The sequence below is a fragment of the Nocardia sp. NPDC006982 genome (genome assembly GCF_042869435.1).
Taxonomy (GTDB): domain Bacteria; phylum Actinomycetota; class Actinomycetes; order Mycobacteriales; family Mycobacteriaceae; genus Nocardia.
This window is the reverse complement of the sequence record NZ_JBIAFV010000001.1, coordinates 1,477,069-1,497,574: the sequence shown is the minus strand read 5'-3', so window position 1 is coordinate 1,497,574 and position 20,506 is coordinate 1,477,069. Positions and strand designations below refer to the sequence as shown.

Below are 20,506 nucleotides of genomic sequence, written 5' to 3'. Positions count from 1 at the left end.
GGGCACGGGCTAGGCGGACCGGACCGCAGCGACCGCAGCATCATAGAGATCGAAGACGTTGTCGCGGCCCTCGCTCCGGCTCCACTGAACCATCGCGACGTGCAGGCACGCGAGCGCCGCTGCCGCGATCGCCTGAGCCTGGAGTTTGCGGTGCGGACCCTGTGGTAGCCGTTCCTCGATGAGCGGCGTCAGCAGGTCCTGCCATCGTGCTTGTTTTTCCAGGTGACCGGCGCGCAGCGAATCGTGCCCGAAGATGAACTGCGCGAACTGAAGTCGGCGTTCCGGCGTCGAGTCGATCTCTTCGAGTACGTGGAACGACGTACGCAGCGATGTCCAGACATCCTCGTCCGCGGGAAGTTCGGCGAACCGGGCGGCGATCACGTTGCCTTGTTCGGACAGGCCACTCAGCGCGAGATCTTCTTTGTTCTTGAAGTAGTTGAACAGCGTTCTTCGTGAGACTCCCGCCGCGGCGGCGACCTCCTCGATCGTGGTGCTGTCGAACCCCTTATCTGCGAAGAGGGTGAAGGCAGCCTGGGCGATAAGGGACCGCACGACTGTGCGCGTCTGTTCACGGATCGGAATCGCAGACCTAGACATGCACATAGAGTATTTAATTTCACTGAGGGCTGCAACTTGCACGGGGTGCATGTACGTGCATATCCTGAATTCCATGAGCAAAGTCGATTACACCAAGCAGACCACCATCGTTACCGGGGCGAGCTCCGGGCTGGGCGCCGAATTCGCCGCGCAGCTGGCCGCCCGAGGGTCGAACCTCGTTCTCGTCGCACGTCGCGTCGAGCGCCTCGAGGCGCTCGCGGAGCAGCTCACGCGAGAGCACGGAGTCACCGTCACTGTCATCGCCCGCGACCTCGGGGCACCGGATGCGGGGCGCGCCCTGCGCGCCGAGTTGGAAGAACGAGGCATCTACGCCACGAGCCTGGTGAACAACGCGGGCTTCGGCACACACAACAGCTTCTGGGACGAGGACCCGGACCAGCTGCAGTCGATGATCACCTTGAACATCAACGCTCTCGTCGACCTGAGCCGCGCGTACATCGAGCCGCTGTCCAAGGGCAATGGCGTTCTGATCAACGTCGCGAGCTTGCTCGGGTTTCAACCGACGCCGTACCTGAGCGTCTACGGGGCGACGAAGGCATTCGTACTCAGCTTCACCGAATCTCTGTGGGAGGAGACACGCGACTCCGAACTGGGAGTTCTGGCGGTCTGCCCCGGTGCGATGGAAACCGAGTTCTTCGAGACTGCCGGTGCTTCAGCCGATTACGGAACCAAGCGGGCCACGCCGCAGCAGGTGGTGAAGATCGCTCTGAACACCCTCGACCGCCGCTCTGCTCCGCCGTCGGTGATCACGAACGGACGCCCGCTTGCGGTCGCAACCAAATTCTTGCCGAGGCGACAGGTTGTACGCCTGATGGGAGCCTTAGCGCGGCGCGCAAGCGGGAAGTAAGCAGAGTGCCCGGCATACTCGCCACCTCGACGAGCATTCGAGCGACTCCTGGCGGGCTGTGCTGGCTACAGCTTCACGGCTCTGGCGAATGCTTCCAGTTCGCGCCGGATATCGCCCATCGGTTGGAAGGTGAGTTCGTGCACTCCGCGATCGGCCAACTCGTCGGCCTTTCGGCGAACCTCCGCCGCGGTGCCGGTCATCGTCGTGTGGGTCAGCAGTGCGCTACCGCCGGCATCCCACCCGATGTTGTCGGCCGCATTCATCCACATGAGGTGGCCGTTGTGAATGGTCAGGTGCCGAAGGTGGCAGGGGACCTCGTCAACTACGGCCAACCATTCGGGACCGCCGGGCACACCTGCCACCGCCGCCTCGCCGAAAAGCTCGTACGTCGCATGATATGCCTGCACCACTCCGGGACCCGCGGCGGCGCGAACCCTGTCGCTGGTCAGCGATTCTCCCTCGTCGAGGACCGTGCCCGTCGTTCCGAAGATCACGTGCGAGAAGTTCGCCGCGTTCGGCGGCACACCCTGCACCGCGAACAGTCCGTCGCCGAGCGTCTCGGCGATCCGCGTTCCCTTCGGTCCTATGGCCGCGATATAGACGGGAATTGACGCCAGCGATGTCGTCGGAAGGCTCTCGGGTGGATGCAGCATCTTCAGCCATCCGCCCTCCCACTCGACGGATTCACCTCTCAGCAGGGCGCGGTAGGTTGCGACGTACGCGCTGAGGTACGACCAGGTCACGGGAGACTGGCCCATCGCCTTGCGGCCGGTGTAGCCCGTTCCGAAGGCGACGGCTACTCGTCCGGGTGCCATCGACTCGAGAGCTGCGGTCGCCGTCGCGTTGACCATCGGGTGCCGCAGGGTGGGTACCAGAACGCCAGGCCCGAGACCGATACGTGTTGTTCGACCGGCGGCCGAAGCGAGCATCATCCAGACGTCCGGACTCTGCTGCGGGGTGTCATACAACCACGCGCGGTGAAATCCGAGATCCTCCGCGATACGGATGTACTCGGGGGTGTCGAGAGTGGTCGCGAACGAGACCGACATGGCCATCCCGGTCGACCGCGATCCCGGAGGAGTTGCTTCGGTAGGTGCTGCTTCCGCACTCATTGCCTAATCCGTTCCGTGACTCAGTCTTCGTAATTTTGTTGCAGTGTGATCCGAATCTTTTCGGCTATGTTCGGGCCGAACGATCACCCGGTTCTGAACGGCCATCAGATGGCGCAAGGTTTTCGCTGGGTCGGTTGGTGGCCGCAACGTCGGCCGAGCGCAGCATTATTGCCGTTGGAAAGCTGTTGCGGGACAGGGGCTTTGGCGCGGACATTCCGGATCGGTCGGCGGGTGTCTTGGTTGGGCGCGTCATCTGCTGCCGCTATTCATTCACGCGGATGGATTTGTCTGCGGCCGGTTCGTCGGCGGACTTCCAGAGGCCATGGGCGCCATACCAGAGGGGGCCGATATTCAGCCGGTCCGGGTAACGGGCGATCATCTCGTCGAAGAAGCGCTGCGGAGTAGGTTTCTCGGCGAGCAACCGTTGTGCGTCACGCAGGTAGCGACGAGTTTGGTTGATGATTGCCGGATTGTCGGGCAGGTCCCGGTTCTTGTGCCCCGCCACTACGGCGCGAGGATTGAGCGACTCGACGATGTCCAATGCCGCCAGCCACGATTCGAATCCCCCGCCGGGGGTTTCCAGCAGCATTTGGTGTACGCCGTTGTAGACGACGTCACCCGCGACAACCAGGCCGATAGAGGGCACGTGCAGCACGGTGGTGTCGTCGGTGTCGGTGTGTCCGACCTCGACGGCGCTGATCTGGTGCCCCTCCAGCTCGAACCCGTTCGCGGGGATAGGCCGGTAGACGAGCGGGGTGTCGGGAATCAGGCCGGGGAAGTCCGAATCCCAAAACTGTTCGCGCGCTTCGACATTGCGGCGCATGACGCCGATGGTGCCCGCGCTGGCGTACGGGATGGCGTCGGGAAAGCGCTCGAGCAGCGCGCCGGTGCCGAACCAGTGGTCGCCGTGGCCGTGGGTGGCATAGATGTGGGTCAGTTGTTTGCCGGACGATTCGACCCAGTCGCCGACCCGACGCGTTTGTTCGTGGGTGAACGGGGGATCGACCAGCACGGCATCGCGGTCTCCGATGATCAGCGTCGAGGTGAGCGGAGATGACACGATGGGGCTTCCGTCGGGCAGCCGCTGGGGGCGGTGACGTGGCACCCCGTCCGAGACGAGTACCTGGTAGTGCAGCTGGGTCATGATTTGTGTGTCCCTTGCGGTGTGAGAAATTGCGCGAGGAGCGCGGCCACGGCGCTGGGCGCCTCCCAGGGAGCCAGGTGCCCGACGCGCGGCAGCACCTCGAGTCGGGCACCCGGAATGTGGTCGGCCAATTCCTCGGAGTGGATGCGCGGCAACGCCTGATCCTCGCCGCCGACGATCACCAGCGTGGGGGCAGTGATCCGATGCAGCACGTTGACAACACTGGTGCGGTTCACCAGTACCGACCGCATGGCACGAGACAGGCTTGCGGCGTCGAGTGAGTCGACACCGTGGGCGAACCGCTTCGCCAAAGCCGGGTATGTGCGGCGCGAGTGGTCGCTGAGCATGGCGGCCGCGACCAAGCGTCCCACGCCGCCCGGTACCCCGATTCGCACGAGGTTGGCTTCGAGCCGACTGCGCTGACGCTGGACGAAAGTCATGCGCCGCGCGCTCGTATTCGACAGCACCAGCGCGGTGACACGCCGGGGTGCGGCCAGCGCTACCCGCAATCCGACGAAGCCGCCCCAGGACAGGCCGAGGAAGGCGGCGCGGTCGGCGCAGGCGGCGTCCAGAATCTGGATGGCCGCCTCCGCGCACTCCTCCATGGTGAACAGTCGCGACGCCGGTGCACTACTGCCGGTTCCGGGCGGCTCGACCAGCAGTGTCCGCCATCCGAGCTCATGCAGCCCGGCGAGTTGCCCACCCCAGCTGGTCTGACCGTCGCTGAACAGGCTCGGCCACAGCAGGGCGACGTCGCCGTCCGCGGGACCGGAATCGTGCACAGCGAGCGACCCCAGCGTGGTCGGCACGGACATGTCGCGGTTCGGGTGGTTCACAAATGACGCTCCAGCCAGGTCAGCGCGTCCTGGCTGCCCTTTTCGTAGCCATCGAAGTAGATCCCGTAGTGGTCGATGCCAGGGATCACCTCGTAGTCGACCGCTGCGCCGGGAACGGTCCGCAGGATCTGTGCCGCTGCCTGTCCGTTGTCGACGGTCGGGAACATCTCCTCCTCGCCCGCATCGCGGATCATAGTGGGAATCCGCAACCGGTCGACCTGTGCCAGCGGGTTGAAGCGCGCCAGGGCACCCAGGTGCGGTGTCCCGGCCAGGTTCGGCCACGCGTCGACACCCTGTGGGATCGCGGCAGCGTCGCCCCGTGCCATCTCGATCGCCCGCTTGCGGGCATAGTCGGCGATCGGTCCGCCTAGGGGCGCGACCGCGGGTACCTGCAGGGCCAATGCCTTCACCCGGTCGTCGTGAGCGGCCTGGTATACGGCGATACCGGCGCCGAAACTGGTGGCCCACAGGCCGATTCGCGCGGGGTCGACATTCGGCTCGCCCTCGAGGTAGTCGATGGCGGCCCGGAGATTGGTCGTCCATGCGAAGGGGTCCACCAGATCGCGGACATATCGCACGCGAGCGACCGTCTCATTCGCGTGATCCGCCTCGGGCGCGTCGCCGACGAGTTCGAGCGGTGAGCCCGAGCCGAACCAACTGCCCTGGGTGAACGACAGGGTGATCATGCCGGCCGAGGCGAAAAGGGCTGCGTAGCGTTCGGCGGTGAGCTTGTTGCCGCCCCAGCCGTGACAGAGCACGACCGCGGGCAGGGCCGCGTGCGAACCGATCGTCGTCGGCCGGTACACGTCGGCGTCGAGTGCGATGCCGGTGCTGCTCCAGACGGTGGTCTGGTGTCGCTGGACGCCATCGGGCATGACCAGCGGTGGGTAGACCTCCTCAGCCATCGATGCCCACCGCCGATCCGCGCGGCCAGACCTCGTCGAGGCTGTTTTTGTCGGTGGCTGTTGCCTGGATACCGACGACGCGCCACCCGTGCTCGGACTTGGCTACTTCGAAATGCGTTGCCCAACGCTGGATTTCGACTTCATCTGCGCTGCGCCGTGACCAGATCACCTCGATCGCGGCGCCCACCGAGCTGTAGACGAACACACGGCGATCCGGCACGACGGTGTGGCTGTAGCCCGCCGCGCGCAGGGGTGCCCAGTTGAAGTCCAGGAAGCCGAGCACGCTCGCGTCGTCCAGGCACCAGAACGACTGCTCCAGGCCGGTGACATGCATCGGGGTGCCCCAATACTGGTGAATGAACTCCGGCGCCTCCGCGCCCTGGGCCGCCGCGACCCAACGCGGCAAATAGTCTTCGAAGAACCACGCGGTCACTTCGGCGCGAGCGGCAGTGGCGGGATCGTCGGTCTTGGCGGTCATCGCAGTCAGTTCCTATCGAATGGTTTCAGCGGCCGGTGAATTCGAGATCAGCGCGGGTGGCCCCGGTTTCGTCGGCCTGCACGGCTGATGCGACGCCGTACCGCGCATCCTCTGATCGGATGAGCTTGTCGGCCAGTGCCAGAATGAGGTCATCGGCAGCCTGCACGCCGCCGTTGGCCCAGGCACGCAGCAGCGCCTTGTGCGTCGCATGAGCGACCGTGGCGCCGCGTGCCAGGCGTGCGGCCCACTGCGCGGTGACCGCATCGAGCTGGTCGTCGGGGACCACCTCGGCGACGACTCCGGCAGCCATGGCGTCGGCGGCCGACACCTTCTCCGAGGTCAGTGCCCACCGCGCCGCCCGGCCGCGGCCGGCGCATTCAGCAACGCGCTGCACACCACCCAGCAGGGTGAACATGCCGATTGCCGCTTCGGTGTGACAGAACTGGGCGGACTCGGTCGCGATGATGACATCGGCCCGCAGGGCGATTTCGAAGCCGCCGCCGAAGCAGTTGCCGTGCACGGCCGCGATGACGGGCACGGACAATTGTTCGAGCGCATTGCTCACCTGCAGCCCCACCGCGAACAACTGAACCATTTGATCGGGTTCGGCCATGTTCCAGGACGAGATCTCGCCGCCGTAGGAGAAGTTCTCGCCCGCCCCGCGAATCACGACGACACGCACACTGTCGTCGCTGTTGACCTGCTCGATCGCTGCGGCGCAGCGGAGCATCAGGTCGGTGCCGAGCCGATTGTGCGGCGGATTGTCCAGGGTGAAGGTTGCGACTCCGGCCTGCACCGATATGTGAAAAGCCATCGTGATTCCTCTCGAATCCCGACGGCATCCCCGCCGGTATCGTCCATTAAAGGAACGGCAAAGTTCCTTTGTCAAGAGGTAGCTGATTTCGGAAAACGGGCATTATGGAAAGGTTCATTCCTGTGACATCGAAGAATCCAGCCGACCCGGCGCGGCCGCGGCCCCGCGGGGTGAGCCCTGGCCGCCCACCCAACTCGGCCGTGGCTGCGCGTCTTCGCCACATCCTCGGCGTGGCCGCCGCGGAGTTCGTCAACCGGGGGTACGCCGAAGCCAGTATGTCCCGCATAGCCGCCGACGCCGGTGTCTCCAAGAAGACGATCTACGCCCGATATCCGAACAAGGACGCGTTGCTCATGGCCGTCGCCGGTGATCTCGCGACACGGTCGTACGAAGGCGTCCTGACGGCGATCACCGATTCCGATGCAAAGCCGGAGCATGTGCTGACCGGTTTCGCAACACAGGTGGCGAAGACCTGGGCTACTCCCGAGGCGATCGGGGTCTATCGGCTGATCGTCTCCGAGGCTGCCCGGTTTCCGCAGCTGGCTGCGATTTACCGGGACACCATGACTCGCTTCCGTAGCACTCTGGCCGACTATCTGCAGAAGCAGTGTGACGTCGGCACGCTGGCGATCGCCGACGTCGACGCGGCCTCTCATCAGTTCGGCATGCTGGCCTACGGCGAGGTCCGCGAAAAAGGTCTGCTCGGCGAAACCGTGACCGACGACGACATCGCCGCAGTGGTGCGGCGCACGGTCGAGGTTTTCCTCCGGGGCTACGCAACGAGTGCTCTCGGATCGGACTCTCGACAAAGGGGCTAATTCGTTCCTTTAATGGCGGGTAAAGCTCCCAGCACGCACCTGCGGCGAGGCTAGACGAATGCGGGCGGCGGCAGGTACCCGTCCAGTTCCCGACCCAGCAGAGCGGCGAACTCGATCGGCTGCGCCCTTATCGATCAGGCGCTGCGCGACCGCGGCGCCCACGCCTTTCGCGCCGCCGGTGATGACGGCGACTTTCCCGGCGAGTGACGACCTGCTCTGTCTGCCGAGCACAGCAACTCCTTTGTCGCAGCTAGGGTTTCGACTTGTTCGGTGCTGGTGTCAGGCCGCCGGCTGCGGGTATTGCGTCGTGATGTCCACGGCAAGCCCTGCCTGGAGATGCCATCGGCCAGTACTTCGTCTGCTTCGGCATCGCTGTCGGCGAGTACGAGCGCTGGCTAGAGGCCGCGCTTGCTTCCGAAAGACGCCCGGCCGTTCCGGCGAAGCAGCGCGAGAGCGGTGGCGATGCGTCCCCGATTCAGATCCGGCGCCAGACCGGCGCCCACACGATGCAACTGGTCGGTGTGCCAGCCGAGGTCGAGGAATCCGTCGAGTCCCTTGAGATCGGTGACCTTGCCGAGGACGCCGCGCATACCGGCTTGCACCCGATGCGCGGTGAGGGCTGGTGCTCGCCCCGCGAGGATCACGTCGGCGGCGTCGGTCGTCGTCGCGGTCGGTCGGCCGATGCCGACCACATCGCACTCTCCGGAGTGGACCGCATCGTCCATCGCGGCGCGGGACCGGAAACCGCCGGTGACCGCCAGCGGGATGTCGCCGACGAGGGCGCGAACCGTCCGGGCGTACTCCAGGAAGTAGGCCTCCCGAGCCCGGGTACTGGCCGCGGCCGTGCCCATCATGGCCGGCTCCTCGTAGCTGCCACCGCTGACCTCGATCAGATCGAGGCCCTCGCGCGCCAATGCCGCGATGACGTCGCGGGACTCTTCCTCGGTGAACCCGCCGCGCTGGAAGTCGGCAGAGTTGAGCTTGATGCCCACCGCGAAACCCGGGGACACCCGCGCGCGGATGCGGCGCACGACCTCGAGTGCGAAGCGCATGCGTCGTTCGGGGTCACCGCCCCAGTCATCGTCGCGTTGGTTCGACAACGGCGAAAGAAACTGTGCCACAAGGTATCCGTGCGCGCCGTGCACCTGCACGCCGTCGAAACCCGCGGTCTCGCACACAACTGCCGCAGCCGCGAAACGCTCGATGATGTCCTCGATCTCGGCGGGCGTCAGCTCACGGGGTGTAGTTGCGCCGGGCATGTTGAGCGGGATCGGGCTGGGGGCGACGGGGGTGTGCCCGAGAGCGAGCGGGTTCGACTGCCGTCCCGGGTGGTTGAGCTGCACCCAGATCGGGACACCCGCATCCTTCGTCGACTTGGCCCAGCGGGTCAGTGCGTCGAGATCGCGCTCATCCTCGATGACGACGTTGCCGGGCTCCCCGAGTTGCGTGCGATCGACCATGACATTGCCGGTGATGAGCAAGCCGTACCCACCTTGGCTCCAGGTCGCGTAGAGCTGTTCCAGGCGGCCGTCGGGCGAGTTCTTGTTATTGCCCAGCGCTTCGCTCAACGCGGCCTTCATGATCCGATTGGGCAGCACCTGGCCACAGGGCAGTGTCAGCGGGTCGTGTAGGGAGCTCATAGAGGTATTCCTTTCGGCTGGTCGGCCTCGAGCCGGGTTCTTTTGCGCGGATAGAGGCGCGGCCTAGCTGATGGCTTTTGTAGGGTTCGGGTCGAACCTGCGGTTCGGCTGGACAAAGGGTTGCGCGGTGTCAGGTGGTCGCCCACCTCATCTGCCTTGCGGATAAGCCCTGCTGGCTTGCTCGCGCCGATCGACACCTGTGCGCATTGAATTACGATCATAATATAATCCAGTGGGAGCGGCCAGGGGCAAAATGGTTGTCCTGGCGTCGAAGGAGTGTGTGGGATGCGCTACGGGAGTGAGCACAAGGAAGCGACGAGGCGTCGGATCATCGAGGCGGCCGGTCGTCGGTTCAAGCGCAGCGGCATCGATGGCTCGGGGGTCGCCACTCTGATGAAAGATGCGGGGCTCACCAACGGCGCCTTTTATGCGCATTTCGCGTCCAAAGAGGATCTGGTCGCGAACGCGGTAGCCGATCAGCTGCGCGAGCAGAGGGCGAGCATCGGTGCACAGGTGCGAGACCGAGCCGGACTGGAGCAGTTCGTCCGTTGGTATCTTTCGCCGGACCACCGCGACAGTCGCGCGGACGGCTGTCCCTCGGCTGCGCTGCTCGATGAGATCGGGCGTTGCTCGGATGCGACGAGGCGGGTGTACACCGACGGCGTGTTGGTAGTCATCGATGACATCGCGGCTCTGCTGTCGCCGGATGATCCGCGATCGGCACGCGTGCAGGTGCTCGGTGTTTTCGCCATGATGGCCGGGACACTGCAGCTTTCCCGCGCCGTCGACGATCGTCGGCTCGCCGACGACCTGCTGGACCAGGGCATCCGGAATGCCCTGGCGCTGTTGGGCGCGGCGCATAAAGAGTGACCCGCCGCAGGAGCTCCCGCAGCGGGTCATCGTCGAAGTAGCCTGTGAGAACGAAAGGCTACGCCCCGGCTGCGGCGTGGGTTGTCCGTAGCGAGACCTTGTCGATCTTGCCGACCGCGTTCTTCGGGATGGCGTCCACCACGACGAACGTGGTAGGACGCTTGTAGGGCGTGAGCTGCTCGGCGCACAGTGCTTTCAGCGCGGCGGGATCGATCGTCGAGTCCGGTCGTGGCTGCACGTAGGCGACGACGATCTCTCCCCATTTTTCGTCGGGTACGCCGATCACGGCGGCCTCGAGGACCGACGAGTCGCCGACCAGGACGTCCTCGATCTCCTTGGGGTAGATGTTCTCGCCACCGCGGATGATCATGTCTTTCGATCGCCCGACCAGTGTCAGATAACCGTCCGCGTCGACATGGCCGACGTCACCGGTATGCAACCAGCCGTCGACAATGACACGGGCTGTTTCGTCCGGACGGCCGAGGTAACCCCGCATGACGTTGGGACCTCGGACCACCAGCTCACCGTCCATGCCCGGCGCCACCTCGGTGCCGGAGTCGTCGACGATGCGAATCTCCTGCCCTGGGAAGGGAATTCCCACGGTCCCGGCTCGGCGAGGGCCCGCGAGCGGGTTGATGGTGGTGCCGCATGTGCCTTCGGACAGGCCGTAGCCTTCGATGAGGGGGAACCCGTACCGAGCCTCGAACCGGGTCAGCAACTCGGCAGAAGCCGGTGCCGCGCCGCAGATTCCGAAACGCAACGACGATGTGTCCGGCCGGACACTGTCCGGAAGCGCGGCGAGAATGCTGTAGATCGTCGGCACGCCGCTGAAGAAGGTCGGACGCTCGGATTCGACGAGGTCGAAGAAGGTTCGGGGATCGAACCGGCCCGCGATGACGACACTCGCACCGGCGAGCAGCGGCGTGAGGATGCTGACCACGATCCCGTTGACGTGGAACAGCGGCAGGATCAGCAGGCACCGGTCGGTCGGTCCGACGCTCAGTGACTCGACGCCCATAGCCGCCATGGCGTCGATATTGGCGTGGTCGAGCATTACGCCCTTCGGAACGCCCGTCGTGCCGCTCGTGTAGATGAGCAGAGCCAGCGCGGACGAGTCGACCTGCGGCTGTTGAATCCACTCCACCGCGGTTTGATACAGCAGGTCCAACGCGGACGAAGGCTCTGATGCGAGACCCGAGCTGACGGCGCCGGTGTACAGATCGCCCACGGTGAGCGTGGTGATGCCGCCCGCCGGTGTGATGTCGTCCTCGACCACGAGCAGGCGGGCGCCCGAGTCGTCGAGCTGCCGAACCACCTCGTTGTCGGTCAGGCTCGGATTGACGGGTGTGATGGTGGCGCCCAGCCGCCAGGCACCGAACAACAGCAGTACGAACTCGATTCGGTTCTTCAACTGGAGAGCCACGACATCGCCGGGGCCGATCCCGAGCGATCGAAGGTGCTCAGATGCGGCTCGGACGCGGTCCAGCAGCTCGGCATTGGTGAGCGACTGCGAGCCGTCGGAGAGCGCGGGCCCACGCGGATCCAGTTCGGCGCGGCGGTCGGGCAGAGAAGCAAAATTCATCGCGAGCGTCCCTACCTCGATGTGGCGCGATCCGGTACCGGAATCGAAATGACGGGTGCCGGGGCGAGGTGGCGGGTAAGGAACTCGATCTGATCCGTGACCAACGCCTCGAAAGCATCGCCGAGGTAGAAGTCGAAGTGTCCGGCGTCGTAGGTCTTGATCTCCCCCCGGGGCGCGGTGCGCGCGTATCGGAGGGTCTGCGCGGGCGGGGTGACGGTGTCGGTGTTGCTGACGCAGAACAGGATTGGGATGGTGATGTCTTTCGCCGCCCGCCCGGGCCGGTATGCTGCGATGGTCGGAATGACCCGCGCCGCCGCCTCGTTCACGAATGTCGTCCCTGGGGGAATCAGTGCCTCGTAGCCGGGAAGTGCGTCGGGGGCGTTCATCAGAGCGAGCGAACCGGGGGACGCGGCGAGGGGGATTGTCACTGGCGGGCGGCCGAGGGCCATAGCGGTCAGGTCCCGGGCCAGTACCGGAGCGAGCTTGAGTGACGCGATCGGGCCCAGGGCGAGCGCGGAGGCCAAACCGTCGGTGAACGGGCACTGGGCCACGGCCGCGCGCAGTTCGGGGTGGCGCGAAGCGACGGTGATGGCGTGGCCACCACCGAAGGAGCTGCCCCACACCGCAATTCGTGCGCCGTCGACGTCACGACGGGCCCGCACATAGTCGATGGCGGCATCCCAGTCTTCCAACTGCTTCTTGATCGACAACAGCTGGCGAGGTTGGCCGCCACTGTCGCCGAAGTGCCGATAGGTGAAGGCCAAGCAGGCGATTCCGGCCTTGGCGAAACGTTCGGCGAAGGCGTCCAGCCGCATTTCGCGGGTCGCGCCGAGACCGTGCCCGAGGACGACCACCGGTGGCGAGGTGACACCGGTGGGGAGGTAGAGCCATGCCGAGCAGGTGCTGGTGCCGGAGGAGAAATAGACGTCTTGACGGGTGAAGGGCTTCTTGGCGGCCATGGCTGGTGTCATCGTCCGTTCGTCGAGCGACGCCCGGGCACCGTGCCCAGTTCGAGCGCTCGCTTGTAGATGTCCGGGTTGTAGAGGGGGAGCTCACCGTTGGATTCGGTGCTCTCCATGTAGTCGAGCATCAGTTGCTGCCCTTCGTTCGACAGCGCGGTGGCGAGGAATTCGGTGCGCTCGACGTGCAGGCCGTCCGTCAACGACATCGACCCGCCGAAATACACCGCCCGCTTGATGGCCTCGACCGATCCCTTGGTCCGAGAGCCGAAATGTTCTGCGAGTTCGACCGCGCGCGTGACGACTTGGTCCTGGGGGACCACGTCGTCGACGGCCCCGTTGGCCAGGGCCTGCGCGGGCGTGAACGGCTTACCTTCGAGGATCGCGACCAAGGACTTGTGGGTGCCGATCAGGCGAGTCAGCCGCTGGCTGCCACCACCGCCCGGCATGATGCCGAGGAGGACCTCCGGTTGGCCGATGAAGAAATCACCGTCGGCCATCACCCGAAGATCGTTCGCCCAGGCGAACTCCGCCCCGAGGCCGAGAGCCGAACCGTTGAGGGCGGCGACGAATATGACGCCGCTGCGGTTCATCTTCAGGAATGTCGTGTGCAGGCGCTCGAGCTCGACCGCGGGCCCCATCGGGGTGCGGTTCACCAGGGGACCCAGGCGGGCCCGGTCGACATTCTTGGCGGTACGTGCGAGGACGGAGGCGCCGAGTCGGTTGACCGGGGGCACCGCGGCGCCGCCCTCCTGCAGCCAGCGGACATCGGCATGGCTGACGAACCGTTCGGGATGTGCCCCGGTGAAGACGACCGCGTGCACGCTCGGGTCGCGGTCGGCTCGGTCCACCAACGCTTCTAGTTGGTTGGAGATCTCGAGGCCGAACAACCCGTGCGGCCCGCCGTCGACGCGCGCGATCAAAACGGAGCCGCGATCCTCGATATCGAGGTGCCCCTTGCTGTGATGTCTCATCGACTCTGCCTCCGTGGTGAGTTGATCGGGATCGGCGAGCGGATGCCTGGCCACGCTGCCAATAACGAAGTTACACGACTACTATAACGAAGTTACAGGATGTGTGGCAAGAGCCATCCGAGCGGGCTCGGGGCCCGGGTGGTGTGGAGTCAGGTGGAAATATGAGGAATGTGTCAGAGGATTCGACGATCGAAAGCGTGCCGGACCGCCTCGTCAAAGCGACGATCGGTCTGCTGGCCGAGCAGGGGCCCTCGGCCATCAAAGCGCGCACGGTGGCGTCGGCGACCGGGCTCTCGACGATGGTGGTCTACAGTCACTTCGGCGGGATCCCGGAGCTCGTCCGAGCCGTCGTCGATCGGGGATTCGAGGAACTCGACAGGGCGTTTTCCCAAATGTCGGTGACGGCGGATCCGATCGCAGATCTCTTCACGTTGGCGTTGACATGTCGACAGGTCGCCCGCGAGAACCCGCACCTCTATGACCTGATGTTCGGTCTGTCCACGCGCGCGACATACCGGCCGATGGGGGATTCCGATATTCGTTTCAGCGGGCGGTCTCCTGCCTTCCGAAACGCCTACGCGCACATGGTCGAAGCGTGCCAACGGCTTGTGGACTCGGGCCGGGTCGAGCAGCAGGAACCCGGGGTGGTCGCCGCTCAGTTGTGGAGTTATGTGCACGGCTATATCACCCTCGAATTGGCCGAGCACTTCGCCGACTTCAGCGACGCGGTTGTGCAGGTGATGCTGCCGATGGGTGTCAACTTTTCGGTCGGCCTAGGAGACGAGCGGGGTCGGGCTCAGGTCTCGCATGAGGCGGCCTTGCGCCTCTACGACTCGATCAATCCTCGGTAACTCCGTCGGTGGAACTGCCCTCGGTGAGTAGGACCCTCGCCGCGGCCTCGATCGCGTAATCCCGTAGCCGGTCGGCGATGGCATCCGCGCCGTCAGGGGCTCGCGATGCCATCTCGGGATCGGTGATGGTCTGCACTGTCACCGGTACGGTCAGGCCGAGCCGCGCGCTCTCGACGACTACCGCCGCTTCGAACGCCGCAGTGTAACGCTGATATCGCTGCAGTGTCTTCGAGAGCGGACCGTCGGATTCTCCAATTCCGTTGTTGCCGAAAATGTCCCAGATATCGAGTGGTACGACGACGGGCTCCGTTCGACCCGGCGCGAGCCATTCTGGGGTGGCCGATTCCCCACCGGCGAGGCTATGGATCCAAGCCGCCTCGTCGCTGTCCGATCGTTCCGCGACGAGCCGGGCGACGCTGCCGACGTTGGCGGCCACGGTTTCCAGAACACTGGCCAGGAATTCGCCGAAGTCGATGGGTTCGCCGCGTGGCTCATGCCGCACCGCGTCGGTCAGAACGTTGACCGCGGCGGCATGCAGCTCGGCCCAGCGATCACTGATCGGAGTCGCGATTGCCGATGGCGGGGTTGTAGGACAGTTCGGGTCGGTCATTTCCAGTGCAAGCGTCAGGCCAGGGTGAGTACGGTCTTGCCGGGTCCGCTCTTGGTGGCGTGGGCGGCAGCGGCCTGCTCGAGGGGAAAGGTCGCGGCGACAGCGGGGATGAGTTCGCCGGTGGCGGCGAACTCGGCCAGGGCGGTCATGCCGAGCCGGTCGGCCTCGACGAATAGCCCGGCCACCCGGATGCCGCGCGCGGCCGCATCCTTTTCCAGCGCAGCGACGGTGGGAGGCAAAGTCGAAACCAGGATGCCGCCGGGTTTGAGAACTTCCAAGGCCTTGGCGGGGTAGTCGCCGCCGATGACCTCGAGGACGGCGTCGACTTCCTTGACGGCTTGGGTGAAATCGGTCGTGGTGTAGTCGATCACCTCGTCGGCGCCCACTACGGCGACGAAGTCGGCGTCCTGTGCCGAAGCCAATGCGATGACATGTGCGCCACGGGTTTTCGCGATCTGCACCGCGAGATGTCCGACACCGCCAGCCGCACCGTTGATCAATACGCGACTGTCTTGGTCGATGCGAGCCGTATCAACGAGGGCCTGCCAAGCGGTGAGACCAGCCAAGGGGAGGGCGGCGGCTTGGATATGATCGAGACGCTGCGGTTTCGGGACGAGCACGCGGGCCGGAGCGACGGCGTACTCGGCGTAGGCGCCGTGGCCGTGCGGGAATGGCAGCATGCCGAACACCTCGTCGCCGGGCTGATGCACGGTCACACCCGGGCCCACTGCCACCACGTGGCCCGAGATATCCCAACCGAGCACGAACGGCAGCTCGCTGACGAACAGGCCGCTCTGGCGAGCCAACGCGTCGACCGGGTTGACGCCGGCGGCGTGTACTCGGACGACGACCTCGCCGATGCCAGGCGCCGGGATCGGCAGGGTGACGCGCTGGAGCACGTCGGGTCCGCCGAGCTCGTGCTGGCTGATGGCCTGCATCGTGTCGTTCATGTCTGTCTCCTGATGGTCACGCGAGTCGTGCCGGATGGTGTCGTCGCCGAACCGACGCATCGGCCGGGTGTGCCGTCATTTGGTTTGTCGGACTTCGGTAGTGGGCTTGTTGTCGATTCCCGGCGTGAGCTGGTCGTGTCGTCCCAGTGCCTCGACCTCACGCTCCAGGTTCGGAACCAGTTGGGCGGCGAAGCGCCTGGCCCAACGCCAGGTCAGCGGTGAGTTCACGGCACCCTTCGCCCAGTTGGCCACGCCGACCGCGCGCGGTACGTACACGCGGGCACGACGGCGCGCGAGTCCGTCGACGATCGCGCCGGCCGCCTCGTCGACGCTCGTGGTGACGTTGCCCGGATAGGGCAGCTTTTTGCGTATGCCCTGGAACGAGGGCAGGTCCGCGTCGGCGCCTCGGACAAGGTCCGTGTCGATCCATGAGGGGTGGACCACGCCGACCGTGACACCGAGGTGCGCCACCTCTTGGCGGTAGGCCAGGGTGAGCATTTCGACTCCGGCCTTGCTCGCACCGTAGGAGGCCAATCCGGCGAGGGGCATGAACGACAGCGCGGACGCGATGACCAGTACGTGACCTCGGGTGCGCTCTAGGTGCGGCGTTGTGTGCTTGAGGGTTCGAAAGACGCCGTTCAGGTTGATGTCCAGTACGCGATCGAACGATGCCTCATCCATCTGCCGCACGGTCCCGTAGGCCGCCACCCCCGCGTTGGCGACAAGGAAGTCGATGCCGCCCATGATTTCGGCGCAGTCATCGATCGCCGACCGCAGTGCGGTGCCGTCGCGCACGTCGGCCTCCCGCCAGCAGGCGGTGGGCCCTAGGTCGGCGGCCAGCGCGCGCAATTTGTCGGGCTCGAGTCCGATCAAGGCCACGCGTGCGCCGCGGGCGGCGGCAAGGCGTGCCACCTTTTCCCCGATGCCGCGTGCGGCTCCGGTAACTACCAGTCGTCGACCTGCCAAGCTTCGTTGCATCAACCGAGGATAACTTCGTTATAGGCGGAAGGCAAGAGTGAGCAGCGGTGATCGAGCGCCGTCTTTCGATGTTGTGCCGGGTTGTGGTCGTGCGCGCCTACGCGGGGTCGCTGCTCATCGAGCGGGCCGCCGCGGTTTCGGAGGCATTCGCCGACTCGGCGGTGTCGCCGAAACCGACCAGCAGATTCACTGTCATCGGTTGCAAGACCTGGCGCACGGGGTCCGAGAATTGGACGAAGTAATCGCCCAATTCCAGCGTGATGAATCCGTGCACGCAGCTCCAGAGTTGGGTGGCTACGACGTCGGGATCCGCGTTGCCGCGCAGGCGGCCGCTGTGCGCGAGCCGGGCGCATGCCTGGACCAGATGTGCGTAGGCGGCCTGGAATTCGTCGGATCGTCTGCTCTGGGAGTTCGAGGCTTTGGGTGGTCGATAGCTTCCGCGGGTCGAGAGTCCGAACATCAAGTCGTACAGGTGGGGATTGTCCTGTGCGAAACTGCGGTAGGTCAACGCCATAGCGAACAGGTCCGTGACCGGATCATCGCTCGGAGGCGTTGCGACGAGCGCCCGGCCCAGATCCCGGAATCCCTTATCGACGACGCCTTGGAGTAGCTCGGGCACTCCGCCGAGGTGGTAGTACACCGCCATCGTCGATACTTGCGCGGCCTCGGCCACCGAGCGAGCCTTGATCTGCGAAGGCCCCTTCTCGGCGAGCAGTCGCGTGGCCGCCTCGACCAGCCGTTCGGCGATCTGATCGGCAGTCAATCGAGTGGCGGCTTCTTTGCTTGGCTTCGGCATCGGAGCCGCTCACCTCCAGGTTCGGACAGCTTTGGGTTGGTGAAACGAGGCTACCGGGCATTCGCCCAGTTCGACTCGGCGAGGAACGACGAAGAATGAGTCGGCGATCATGAGTCTTGTCCAATGTGACCTAGTGCACTATTGTCCCCATAACGAAGTTCATAACGAAGTTCCAAACTTCGTTCTCGCACCTGTCTCAGGTGTGGTTTCCCAGATCGGATAGGAGTCGGCGCCATGTCGCAGCCACGTCCCGGGACGCAACGCATCCAGATCGAGAAACTCGACGGCGGAGTGATCGTCGCGCTTTTCGCCCGCAATGAGCTGGGCCTGTTCGGCCGCGAGGATGCTCCCGAACTGTTCGATCTCGTCGAGCGCGCCGACCGCGATCCCGAGGTTCGCGTGGTGGTGTTCGCCGGGTCGCACCCGAGCCGATTCATCAGCCATGCCGATCTGCGATGGCTGCAGGAAGACGGTTCGGTCATCCCTCCGGTCGGCCGAGGTATCACGAATGTGGTGGCGCGGATCGCCCACCAATTCGGCCGGAACAAACTCACCCGATGGATTGCCCGGAAGACTCCGCTGACCGGGGCCGTCCAGCTCGACCTCATGCACGAGACATTGCTGCGGATGAGCACCAGTTCCACGATCTTCGTCGCGGCACTCAACGGGTCGGTGCTCGGTGTGGGCGCGGAGATCTCGTGGGCCTGTGACCTGCGATTGATGGCCGAAGGCGACTATTTCATCGGGCATCCTGAGGTGCTACTCGGGTTCGCGCCCGGTGCCGGTGGCACCCAGCGCCTGCCTCGGCTCATCGGAGCACACCGCGCGCTGGTCGCGATCTTGGAAGGCAAGCCGTTCCCGGCCGAGGAAGCGCTGGCGATCGGGGCGATCGATGAGATCGTCCCCGCCGATCGGCTCATGGATCGCGCGATCGAACGCGGCATGCATCTCGCGGCACGGCCGACCGAGGCGATCGCCGCCATCAAGCGGTCGGTGAATGTGGGGGGATCGCTGTCGATGGCCGAGGGCCTGCACCTCGAGCGCACCGAATTCCTGGCATCGCTGCCGCAGCGACAGGCACAGGAGATCATGCTGCGCTACCTGCGTGAGACCGCCGAGAGCGGTGAGCTGCCGCTGTATCGGCCCGGCGGCTATGACGCGGCGCTACGGCACGGCAGTGCCGCGCTCGATACCACAACCAGGAAGTGAAAGAAATGTCTCGCAAAGCACCTTACGCATTCGGCCGCCGCACCGTGGATTTTCCCTCCGGCGACTCCTTCTGCTCGGCTTGGCTGTACCTGCCGGATGTTGCCGTCGATAAGCCGGTGCCCGTGGTTGTGATGGGGCACGGTTTGGGTGCCACTCGGGAGATGGGGCTGGCGCCTTACGCCGAGCGATTCGCCGCGGCCGGGCTGGCGGTGTTGGTATTCACCTACCGTCATCTCGGTGACAGCGGCGGCGCACCACGCCAGGTGTTGTCGATGAGCAAGCAGCTCGCCGACTGGGACGCCGCGCTCGAGTACGCGGTCAGCTTGCCGGAAGTCGATCGGGCTCGGGTCGCGGTATGGGGGAGTTCCCTCGGTGGCGGACATGCCATTTCGGTCGCCGCCCGGCATCCGGAACTTCGTGCCGCGGTCGCCCAGTGCCCATTCACCGACGGACTCGCATCGGCGGCCGGTCTGGGGCTGGGGGAGACGCTGGCGCTGTTGCGCGTTGTGGCCCGCGATCTGGTGGCGGCGGCGCGGGATGAGGAGCCGATCTGCGTTCCGGTCGCCGCGGCACCGGGGGAGATGGCCCTCATGAACGCACCCGATGCGCTGCCCGGGATGCACGCGCTGCTGCCTCCTGGCTTCCAGTGGATCAACCGTGCCGCGGCCCGCAGTGTCACGAGCCTGATCCGGTATCGGCCCGGTCGGTCGGCCAAGCGCATCGTTGCGCCGATCCTGATCTGCATCAGCGCAACCGATTCGGTCGCCCCGCCCAAGCAGACCGAGCGCTACGCCCGCCAGGCACCGCGCGGCGATGTTCGGCTGTACGACGCAGGACATTTCGATTTCTACCTCGGGGAGGCATTCGAGCAGTTAGTGACCGAGCAAACCGCGTTCTTGGTTCGCCACCTGCAACCCGCGCCGGTCATCGGGACGGTGCGGTAACCGATGTCGAACGCGGCCATGCGCCTGCTGCTCTGGTTCCTCGGGCAGTGCATCGCCCAGGGATCCCGGTTCATGCCGTCCGTGCGGTCGCAGATAACCCGCTCGCTGACCTTCGAGATGTCCGCTGGTGACCGGGTCGCCCGGCACTGGATCTTCGATACGCAATTGCGCCGGGCGACATCACATTCCGGCCATGCCGCCGCAGCCGACTGTGCGGTGCACATCGGCTCGAGTCGGCAAGCGCTGCGCATTCTCAGTTCCCCGAGGGCGGTCGACAAGCTGGTCGAAGCAAATCACCAGGGCACAGTCGAGATTCATGGCAGTGCCTTCGTACTGCTGTGGTTCTTCGGCCTTACTCGGAAGTTCATCAAGATCGGGCCCACGAGTGGACCCCGCCACCGGATCCCCGATGCCTACATCGCCCACGACCCCGCTGCGAGCGGGGACGAGACCATTCTCATCGAGCCTGCGGTGGTGCGCCTGGATCCCGAGTGGAAGGCCGCCTGGAAAGCCAGGTCCACGTTGTGGATGGTCCGCGGCACCACAGACGAACCTATGCCGGAGCCATGAG

The 20,506-nt window shown here is 65.4% G+C and carries 22 protein-coding genes; 7 read left to right on the top strand and 15 right to left on the bottom strand.

The genetic code is table 11. From position 1 onward, the window contains the following. Positions 1–9 precede the first annotated feature (9 nt). Positions 10–648 (bottom strand): TetR/AcrR family transcriptional regulator, encoded by a 639-nt coding sequence (locus ACFYOW_RS06760; RefSeq protein WP_387285174.1) that lies wholly within the window; start codon positions 646–648, stop codon positions 10–12. A 22-nt stretch (positions 649–670) separates the two neighbouring features. On the opposite strand from ACFYOW_RS06760, the gene ACFYOW_RS06755 reads away from it, so the two are divergent. Then, the gene (locus ACFYOW_RS06755; protein WP_387285172.1) at positions 671–1,465 is read left to right on the top strand and encodes an SDR family NAD(P)-dependent oxidoreductase; all 795 of its coding nucleotides are present in this window, start codon (positions 671–673) and stop codon (positions 1,463–1,465) included. 65 nt (positions 1,466–1,530) lie between these two features. On the opposite strand, the gene ACFYOW_RS06750 is transcribed toward ACFYOW_RS06755, so the two are convergent. The 6 genes from ACFYOW_RS06750 to ACFYOW_RS06725 form a co-directional block, all read right to left on the bottom strand. After that, positions 1,531–2,514, bottom strand: coding sequence for an LLM class flavin-dependent oxidoreductase (locus ACFYOW_RS06750; RefSeq protein ID WP_387285170.1), 984 nt, complete (start codon positions 2,512–2,514; stop codon positions 1,531–1,533). A gap of 325 nt (positions 2,515–2,839) precedes the next feature. After that, on the bottom strand, positions 2,840–3,721 hold the full coding sequence (locus tag ACFYOW_RS06745; protein ID WP_387285168.1) for an MBL fold metallo-hydrolase: 882 nt from the start codon (positions 3,719–3,721) through the stop codon (positions 2,840–2,842). Beyond that, on the bottom strand, positions 3,718–4,557 hold the full coding sequence (locus ACFYOW_RS06740) for an alpha/beta fold hydrolase (RefSeq protein WP_387285166.1): 840 nt from the start codon (positions 4,555–4,557) through the stop codon (positions 3,718–3,720). The genes ACFYOW_RS06745 and ACFYOW_RS06740 overlap by 4 nt, the downstream gene beginning before the upstream one ends. After that, positions 4,554–5,462, bottom strand: a complete 909-nt coding sequence (locus ACFYOW_RS06735) for an alpha/beta hydrolase (RefSeq protein WP_387285164.1) — start codon at positions 5,460–5,462, stop codon at positions 4,554–4,556. Before ACFYOW_RS06735 ends, ACFYOW_RS06740 begins: the two co-directional genes overlap by 4 nt. Continuing rightward, complete coding sequence (locus tag ACFYOW_RS06730) at positions 5,455–5,940, bottom strand: hypothetical protein (protein ID WP_387285162.1); 486 nt, start codon at positions 5,938–5,940, stop codon at positions 5,455–5,457. The genes ACFYOW_RS06735 and ACFYOW_RS06730 overlap by 8 nt, the downstream gene beginning before the upstream one ends. A 25-nt stretch (positions 5,941–5,965) precedes the next feature. Further along, positions 5,966–6,754, bottom strand: coding sequence for an enoyl-CoA hydratase/isomerase family protein (locus ACFYOW_RS06725; protein WP_387285160.1), 789 nt, complete (start codon positions 6,752–6,754; stop codon positions 5,966–5,968). A 200-nt stretch (positions 6,755–6,954) separates the two neighbouring features. Between ACFYOW_RS06725 and ACFYOW_RS06720 the strand changes: the two genes are divergently transcribed. Further along, positions 6,955–7,572 (top strand): TetR/AcrR family transcriptional regulator, encoded by a 618-nt coding sequence (locus ACFYOW_RS06720; RefSeq protein WP_387285158.1) that lies wholly within the window; start codon positions 6,955–6,957, stop codon positions 7,570–7,572. Between the two features lie 395 nt (positions 7,573–7,967). On the opposite strand, the gene ACFYOW_RS06715 is transcribed toward ACFYOW_RS06720, so the two are convergent. Further along, positions 7,968–9,212 carry an NADH:flavin oxidoreductase/NADH oxidase family protein gene (locus ACFYOW_RS06715; RefSeq protein ID WP_387285156.1) on the bottom strand — a complete coding sequence of 415 codons (1,245 nt, stop codon included), beginning with the start codon at positions 9,210–9,212 and terminating at the stop codon, positions 7,968–7,970. A gap of 285 nt (positions 9,213–9,497) precedes the next feature. Here ACFYOW_RS06715 and ACFYOW_RS06710 point away from each other — a divergent pair, with 285 nt between their 5' ends. Beyond that, positions 9,498–10,082 (top strand): TetR/AcrR family transcriptional regulator, encoded by a 585-nt coding sequence (locus ACFYOW_RS06710; protein ID WP_387285154.1) that lies wholly within the window; start codon positions 9,498–9,500, stop codon positions 10,080–10,082. A 58-nt stretch (positions 10,083–10,140) separates the two neighbouring features. On the opposite strand, the gene ACFYOW_RS06705 is transcribed toward ACFYOW_RS06710, so the two are convergent. From ACFYOW_RS06705 to ACFYOW_RS06695, 3 genes are read right to left on the bottom strand one after another with little or no spacing between them, the layout of a single operon-like run. Then, positions 10,141–11,664 carry a class I adenylate-forming enzyme family protein gene (locus ACFYOW_RS06705; protein ID WP_387285152.1) on the bottom strand — a complete coding sequence of 508 codons (1,524 nt, stop codon included), beginning with the start codon at positions 11,662–11,664 and terminating at the stop codon, positions 10,141–10,143. Between the two features lie 11 nt (positions 11,665–11,675). Then, entirely contained in the window at positions 11,676–12,635 is a 960-nt protein-coding gene (locus tag ACFYOW_RS06700) for an alpha/beta hydrolase (protein WP_387285150.1), read from the bottom strand. Then, positions 12,632–13,597 (bottom strand): enoyl-CoA hydratase/isomerase family protein, encoded by a 966-nt coding sequence (locus ACFYOW_RS06695; protein WP_387285148.1) that lies wholly within the window; start codon positions 13,595–13,597, stop codon positions 12,632–12,634. Before ACFYOW_RS06695 ends, ACFYOW_RS06700 begins: the two co-directional genes overlap by 4 nt. Before the next feature lie 161 nt (positions 13,598–13,758). On the opposite strand from ACFYOW_RS06695, the gene ACFYOW_RS06690 reads away from it, so the two are divergent. After that, positions 13,759–14,448 (top strand): TetR/AcrR family transcriptional regulator, encoded by a 690-nt coding sequence (locus tag ACFYOW_RS06690; protein ID WP_387285146.1) that lies wholly within the window; start codon positions 13,759–13,761, stop codon positions 14,446–14,448. On the opposite strand, the gene ACFYOW_RS06685 is transcribed toward ACFYOW_RS06690, so the two are convergent. From ACFYOW_RS06685 to ACFYOW_RS06670, 4 genes are all read right to left on the bottom strand, one after another. Then, positions 14,435–15,058: a hypothetical protein gene (locus tag ACFYOW_RS06685; protein WP_387285145.1), complete on the bottom strand. Its 624-nt coding sequence runs from the start codon at positions 15,056–15,058 to the stop codon at positions 14,435–14,437. The genes ACFYOW_RS06690 and ACFYOW_RS06685 overlap by 14 nt on opposite strands. Before the next feature lie 14 nt (positions 15,059–15,072). Next, positions 15,073–16,008, bottom strand: a complete 936-nt coding sequence (locus tag ACFYOW_RS06680) for an NADP-dependent oxidoreductase (protein WP_387285143.1) — start codon at positions 16,006–16,008, stop codon at positions 15,073–15,075. Positions 16,009–16,083: 75 nt separating this feature from the next. After that, the gene (locus tag ACFYOW_RS06675; RefSeq protein WP_387285141.1) at positions 16,084–16,986 is read right to left on the bottom strand and encodes an SDR family oxidoreductase; all 903 of its coding nucleotides are present in this window, start codon (positions 16,984–16,986) and stop codon (positions 16,084–16,086) included. Between the two features lie 97 nt (positions 16,987–17,083). Further along, positions 17,084–17,782: a TetR/AcrR family transcriptional regulator gene (locus ACFYOW_RS06670; protein ID WP_387285139.1), complete on the bottom strand. Its 699-nt coding sequence runs from the start codon at positions 17,780–17,782 to the stop codon at positions 17,084–17,086. Positions 17,783–18,016: 234 nt separating this feature from the next. On the opposite strand from ACFYOW_RS06670, the gene ACFYOW_RS06665 reads away from it, so the two are divergent. Genes ACFYOW_RS06665 through ACFYOW_RS06655 form a run of 3 tightly spaced genes read left to right on the top strand, consistent with a single transcriptional unit; the run spans position 18,017 to position 20,505 of the window. After that, positions 18,017–18,991 carry an enoyl-CoA hydratase/isomerase family protein gene (locus ACFYOW_RS06665; protein ID WP_387285137.1) on the top strand — a complete coding sequence of 325 codons (975 nt, stop codon included), beginning with the start codon at positions 18,017–18,019 and terminating at the stop codon, positions 18,989–18,991. Positions 18,992–18,996: 5 nt separating this feature from the next. After that, positions 18,997–19,935: an alpha/beta hydrolase gene (locus tag ACFYOW_RS06660; RefSeq protein ID WP_387285136.1), complete on the top strand. Its 939-nt coding sequence runs from the start codon at positions 18,997–18,999 to the stop codon at positions 19,933–19,935. Between the two features lie 3 nt (positions 19,936–19,938). Next, positions 19,939–20,505 (top strand): hypothetical protein, encoded by a 567-nt coding sequence (locus ACFYOW_RS06655; protein WP_387285134.1) that lies wholly within the window; start codon positions 19,939–19,941, stop codon positions 20,503–20,505. Position 20,506: the final 1 nt, after the last annotated feature.

What these genes read in the sequence shown, in the direction of transcription:
- ACFYOW_RS06705 (WP_387285152.1), bottom strand. Translation starts at nt 11,664, where the DNA reads ATGAATTTTGCTTCTCTGCCCGACCGCCGCGCCGAACTGGATCCGCGT.
- ACFYOW_RS06745 (WP_387285168.1), bottom strand. Translation starts at nt 3,721, where the DNA reads ATGACCCAGCTGCACTACCAGGTACTCGTCTCGGACGGGGTGCCACGT.
- ACFYOW_RS06695 (WP_387285148.1), bottom strand. Translation starts at nt 13,597, where the DNA reads ATGAGACATCACAGCAAGGGGCACCTCGATATCGAGGATCGCGGCTCC.
- ACFYOW_RS06755 (WP_387285172.1), top strand. Translation starts at nt 671, where the DNA reads ATGAGCAAAGTCGATTACACCAAGCAGACCACCATCGTTACCGGGGCG.
- ACFYOW_RS06710 (WP_387285154.1), top strand. Translation starts at nt 9,498, where the DNA reads ATGCGCTACGGGAGTGAGCACAAGGAAGCGACGAGGCGTCGGATCATC.
- ACFYOW_RS06750 (WP_387285170.1), bottom strand. Translation starts at nt 2,514, where the DNA reads ATGTCGGTCTCGTTCGCGACCACTCTCGACACCCCCGAGTACATCCGT.
- ACFYOW_RS06700 (WP_387285150.1), bottom strand. Translation starts at nt 12,635, where the DNA reads ATGACACCAGCCATGGCCGCCAAGAAGCCCTTCACCCGTCAAGACGTC.
- ACFYOW_RS06725 (WP_387285160.1), bottom strand. Translation starts at nt 6,754, where the DNA reads ATGGCTTTTCACATATCGGTGCAGGCCGGAGTCGCAACCTTCACCCTG.
- ACFYOW_RS06655 (WP_387285134.1), top strand. Translation starts at nt 19,939, where the DNA reads ATGTCGAACGCGGCCATGCGCCTGCTGCTCTGGTTCCTCGGGCAGTGC.
- ACFYOW_RS06690 (WP_387285146.1), top strand. Translation starts at nt 13,759, where the DNA reads ATGAGGAATGTGTCAGAGGATTCGACGATCGAAAGCGTGCCGGACCGC.
- ACFYOW_RS06665 (WP_387285137.1), top strand. Translation starts at nt 18,017, where the DNA reads ATGTCGCAGCCACGTCCCGGGACGCAACGCATCCAGATCGAGAAACTC.
- ACFYOW_RS06680 (WP_387285143.1), bottom strand. Translation starts at nt 16,008, where the DNA reads ATGAACGACACGATGCAGGCCATCAGCCAGCACGAGCTCGGCGGACCC.
- ACFYOW_RS06730 (WP_387285162.1), bottom strand. Translation starts at nt 5,940, where the DNA reads ATGACCGCCAAGACCGACGATCCCGCCACTGCCGCTCGCGCCGAAGTG.
- ACFYOW_RS06735 (WP_387285164.1), bottom strand. Translation starts at nt 5,462, where the DNA reads ATGGCTGAGGAGGTCTACCCACCGCTGGTCATGCCCGATGGCGTCCAG.
- ACFYOW_RS06670 (WP_387285139.1), bottom strand. Translation starts at nt 17,782, where the DNA reads ATGCCGAAGCCAAGCAAAGAAGCCGCCACTCGATTGACTGCCGATCAG.
- ACFYOW_RS06675 (WP_387285141.1), bottom strand. Translation starts at nt 16,986, where the DNA reads ATGCAACGAAGCTTGGCAGGTCGACGACTGGTAGTTACCGGAGCCGCA.
- ACFYOW_RS06715 (WP_387285156.1), bottom strand. Translation starts at nt 9,212, where the DNA reads ATGAGCTCCCTACACGACCCGCTGACACTGCCCTGTGGCCAGGTGCTG.
- ACFYOW_RS06660 (WP_387285136.1), top strand. Translation starts at nt 18,997, where the DNA reads ATGTCTCGCAAAGCACCTTACGCATTCGGCCGCCGCACCGTGGATTTT.
- ACFYOW_RS06760 (WP_387285174.1), bottom strand. Translation starts at nt 648, where the DNA reads ATGCACCCCGTGCAAGTTGCAGCCCTCAGTGAAATTAAATACTCTATG.
- ACFYOW_RS06685 (WP_387285145.1), bottom strand. Translation starts at nt 15,058, where the DNA reads ATGACCGACCCGAACTGTCCTACAACCCCGCCATCGGCAATCGCGACT.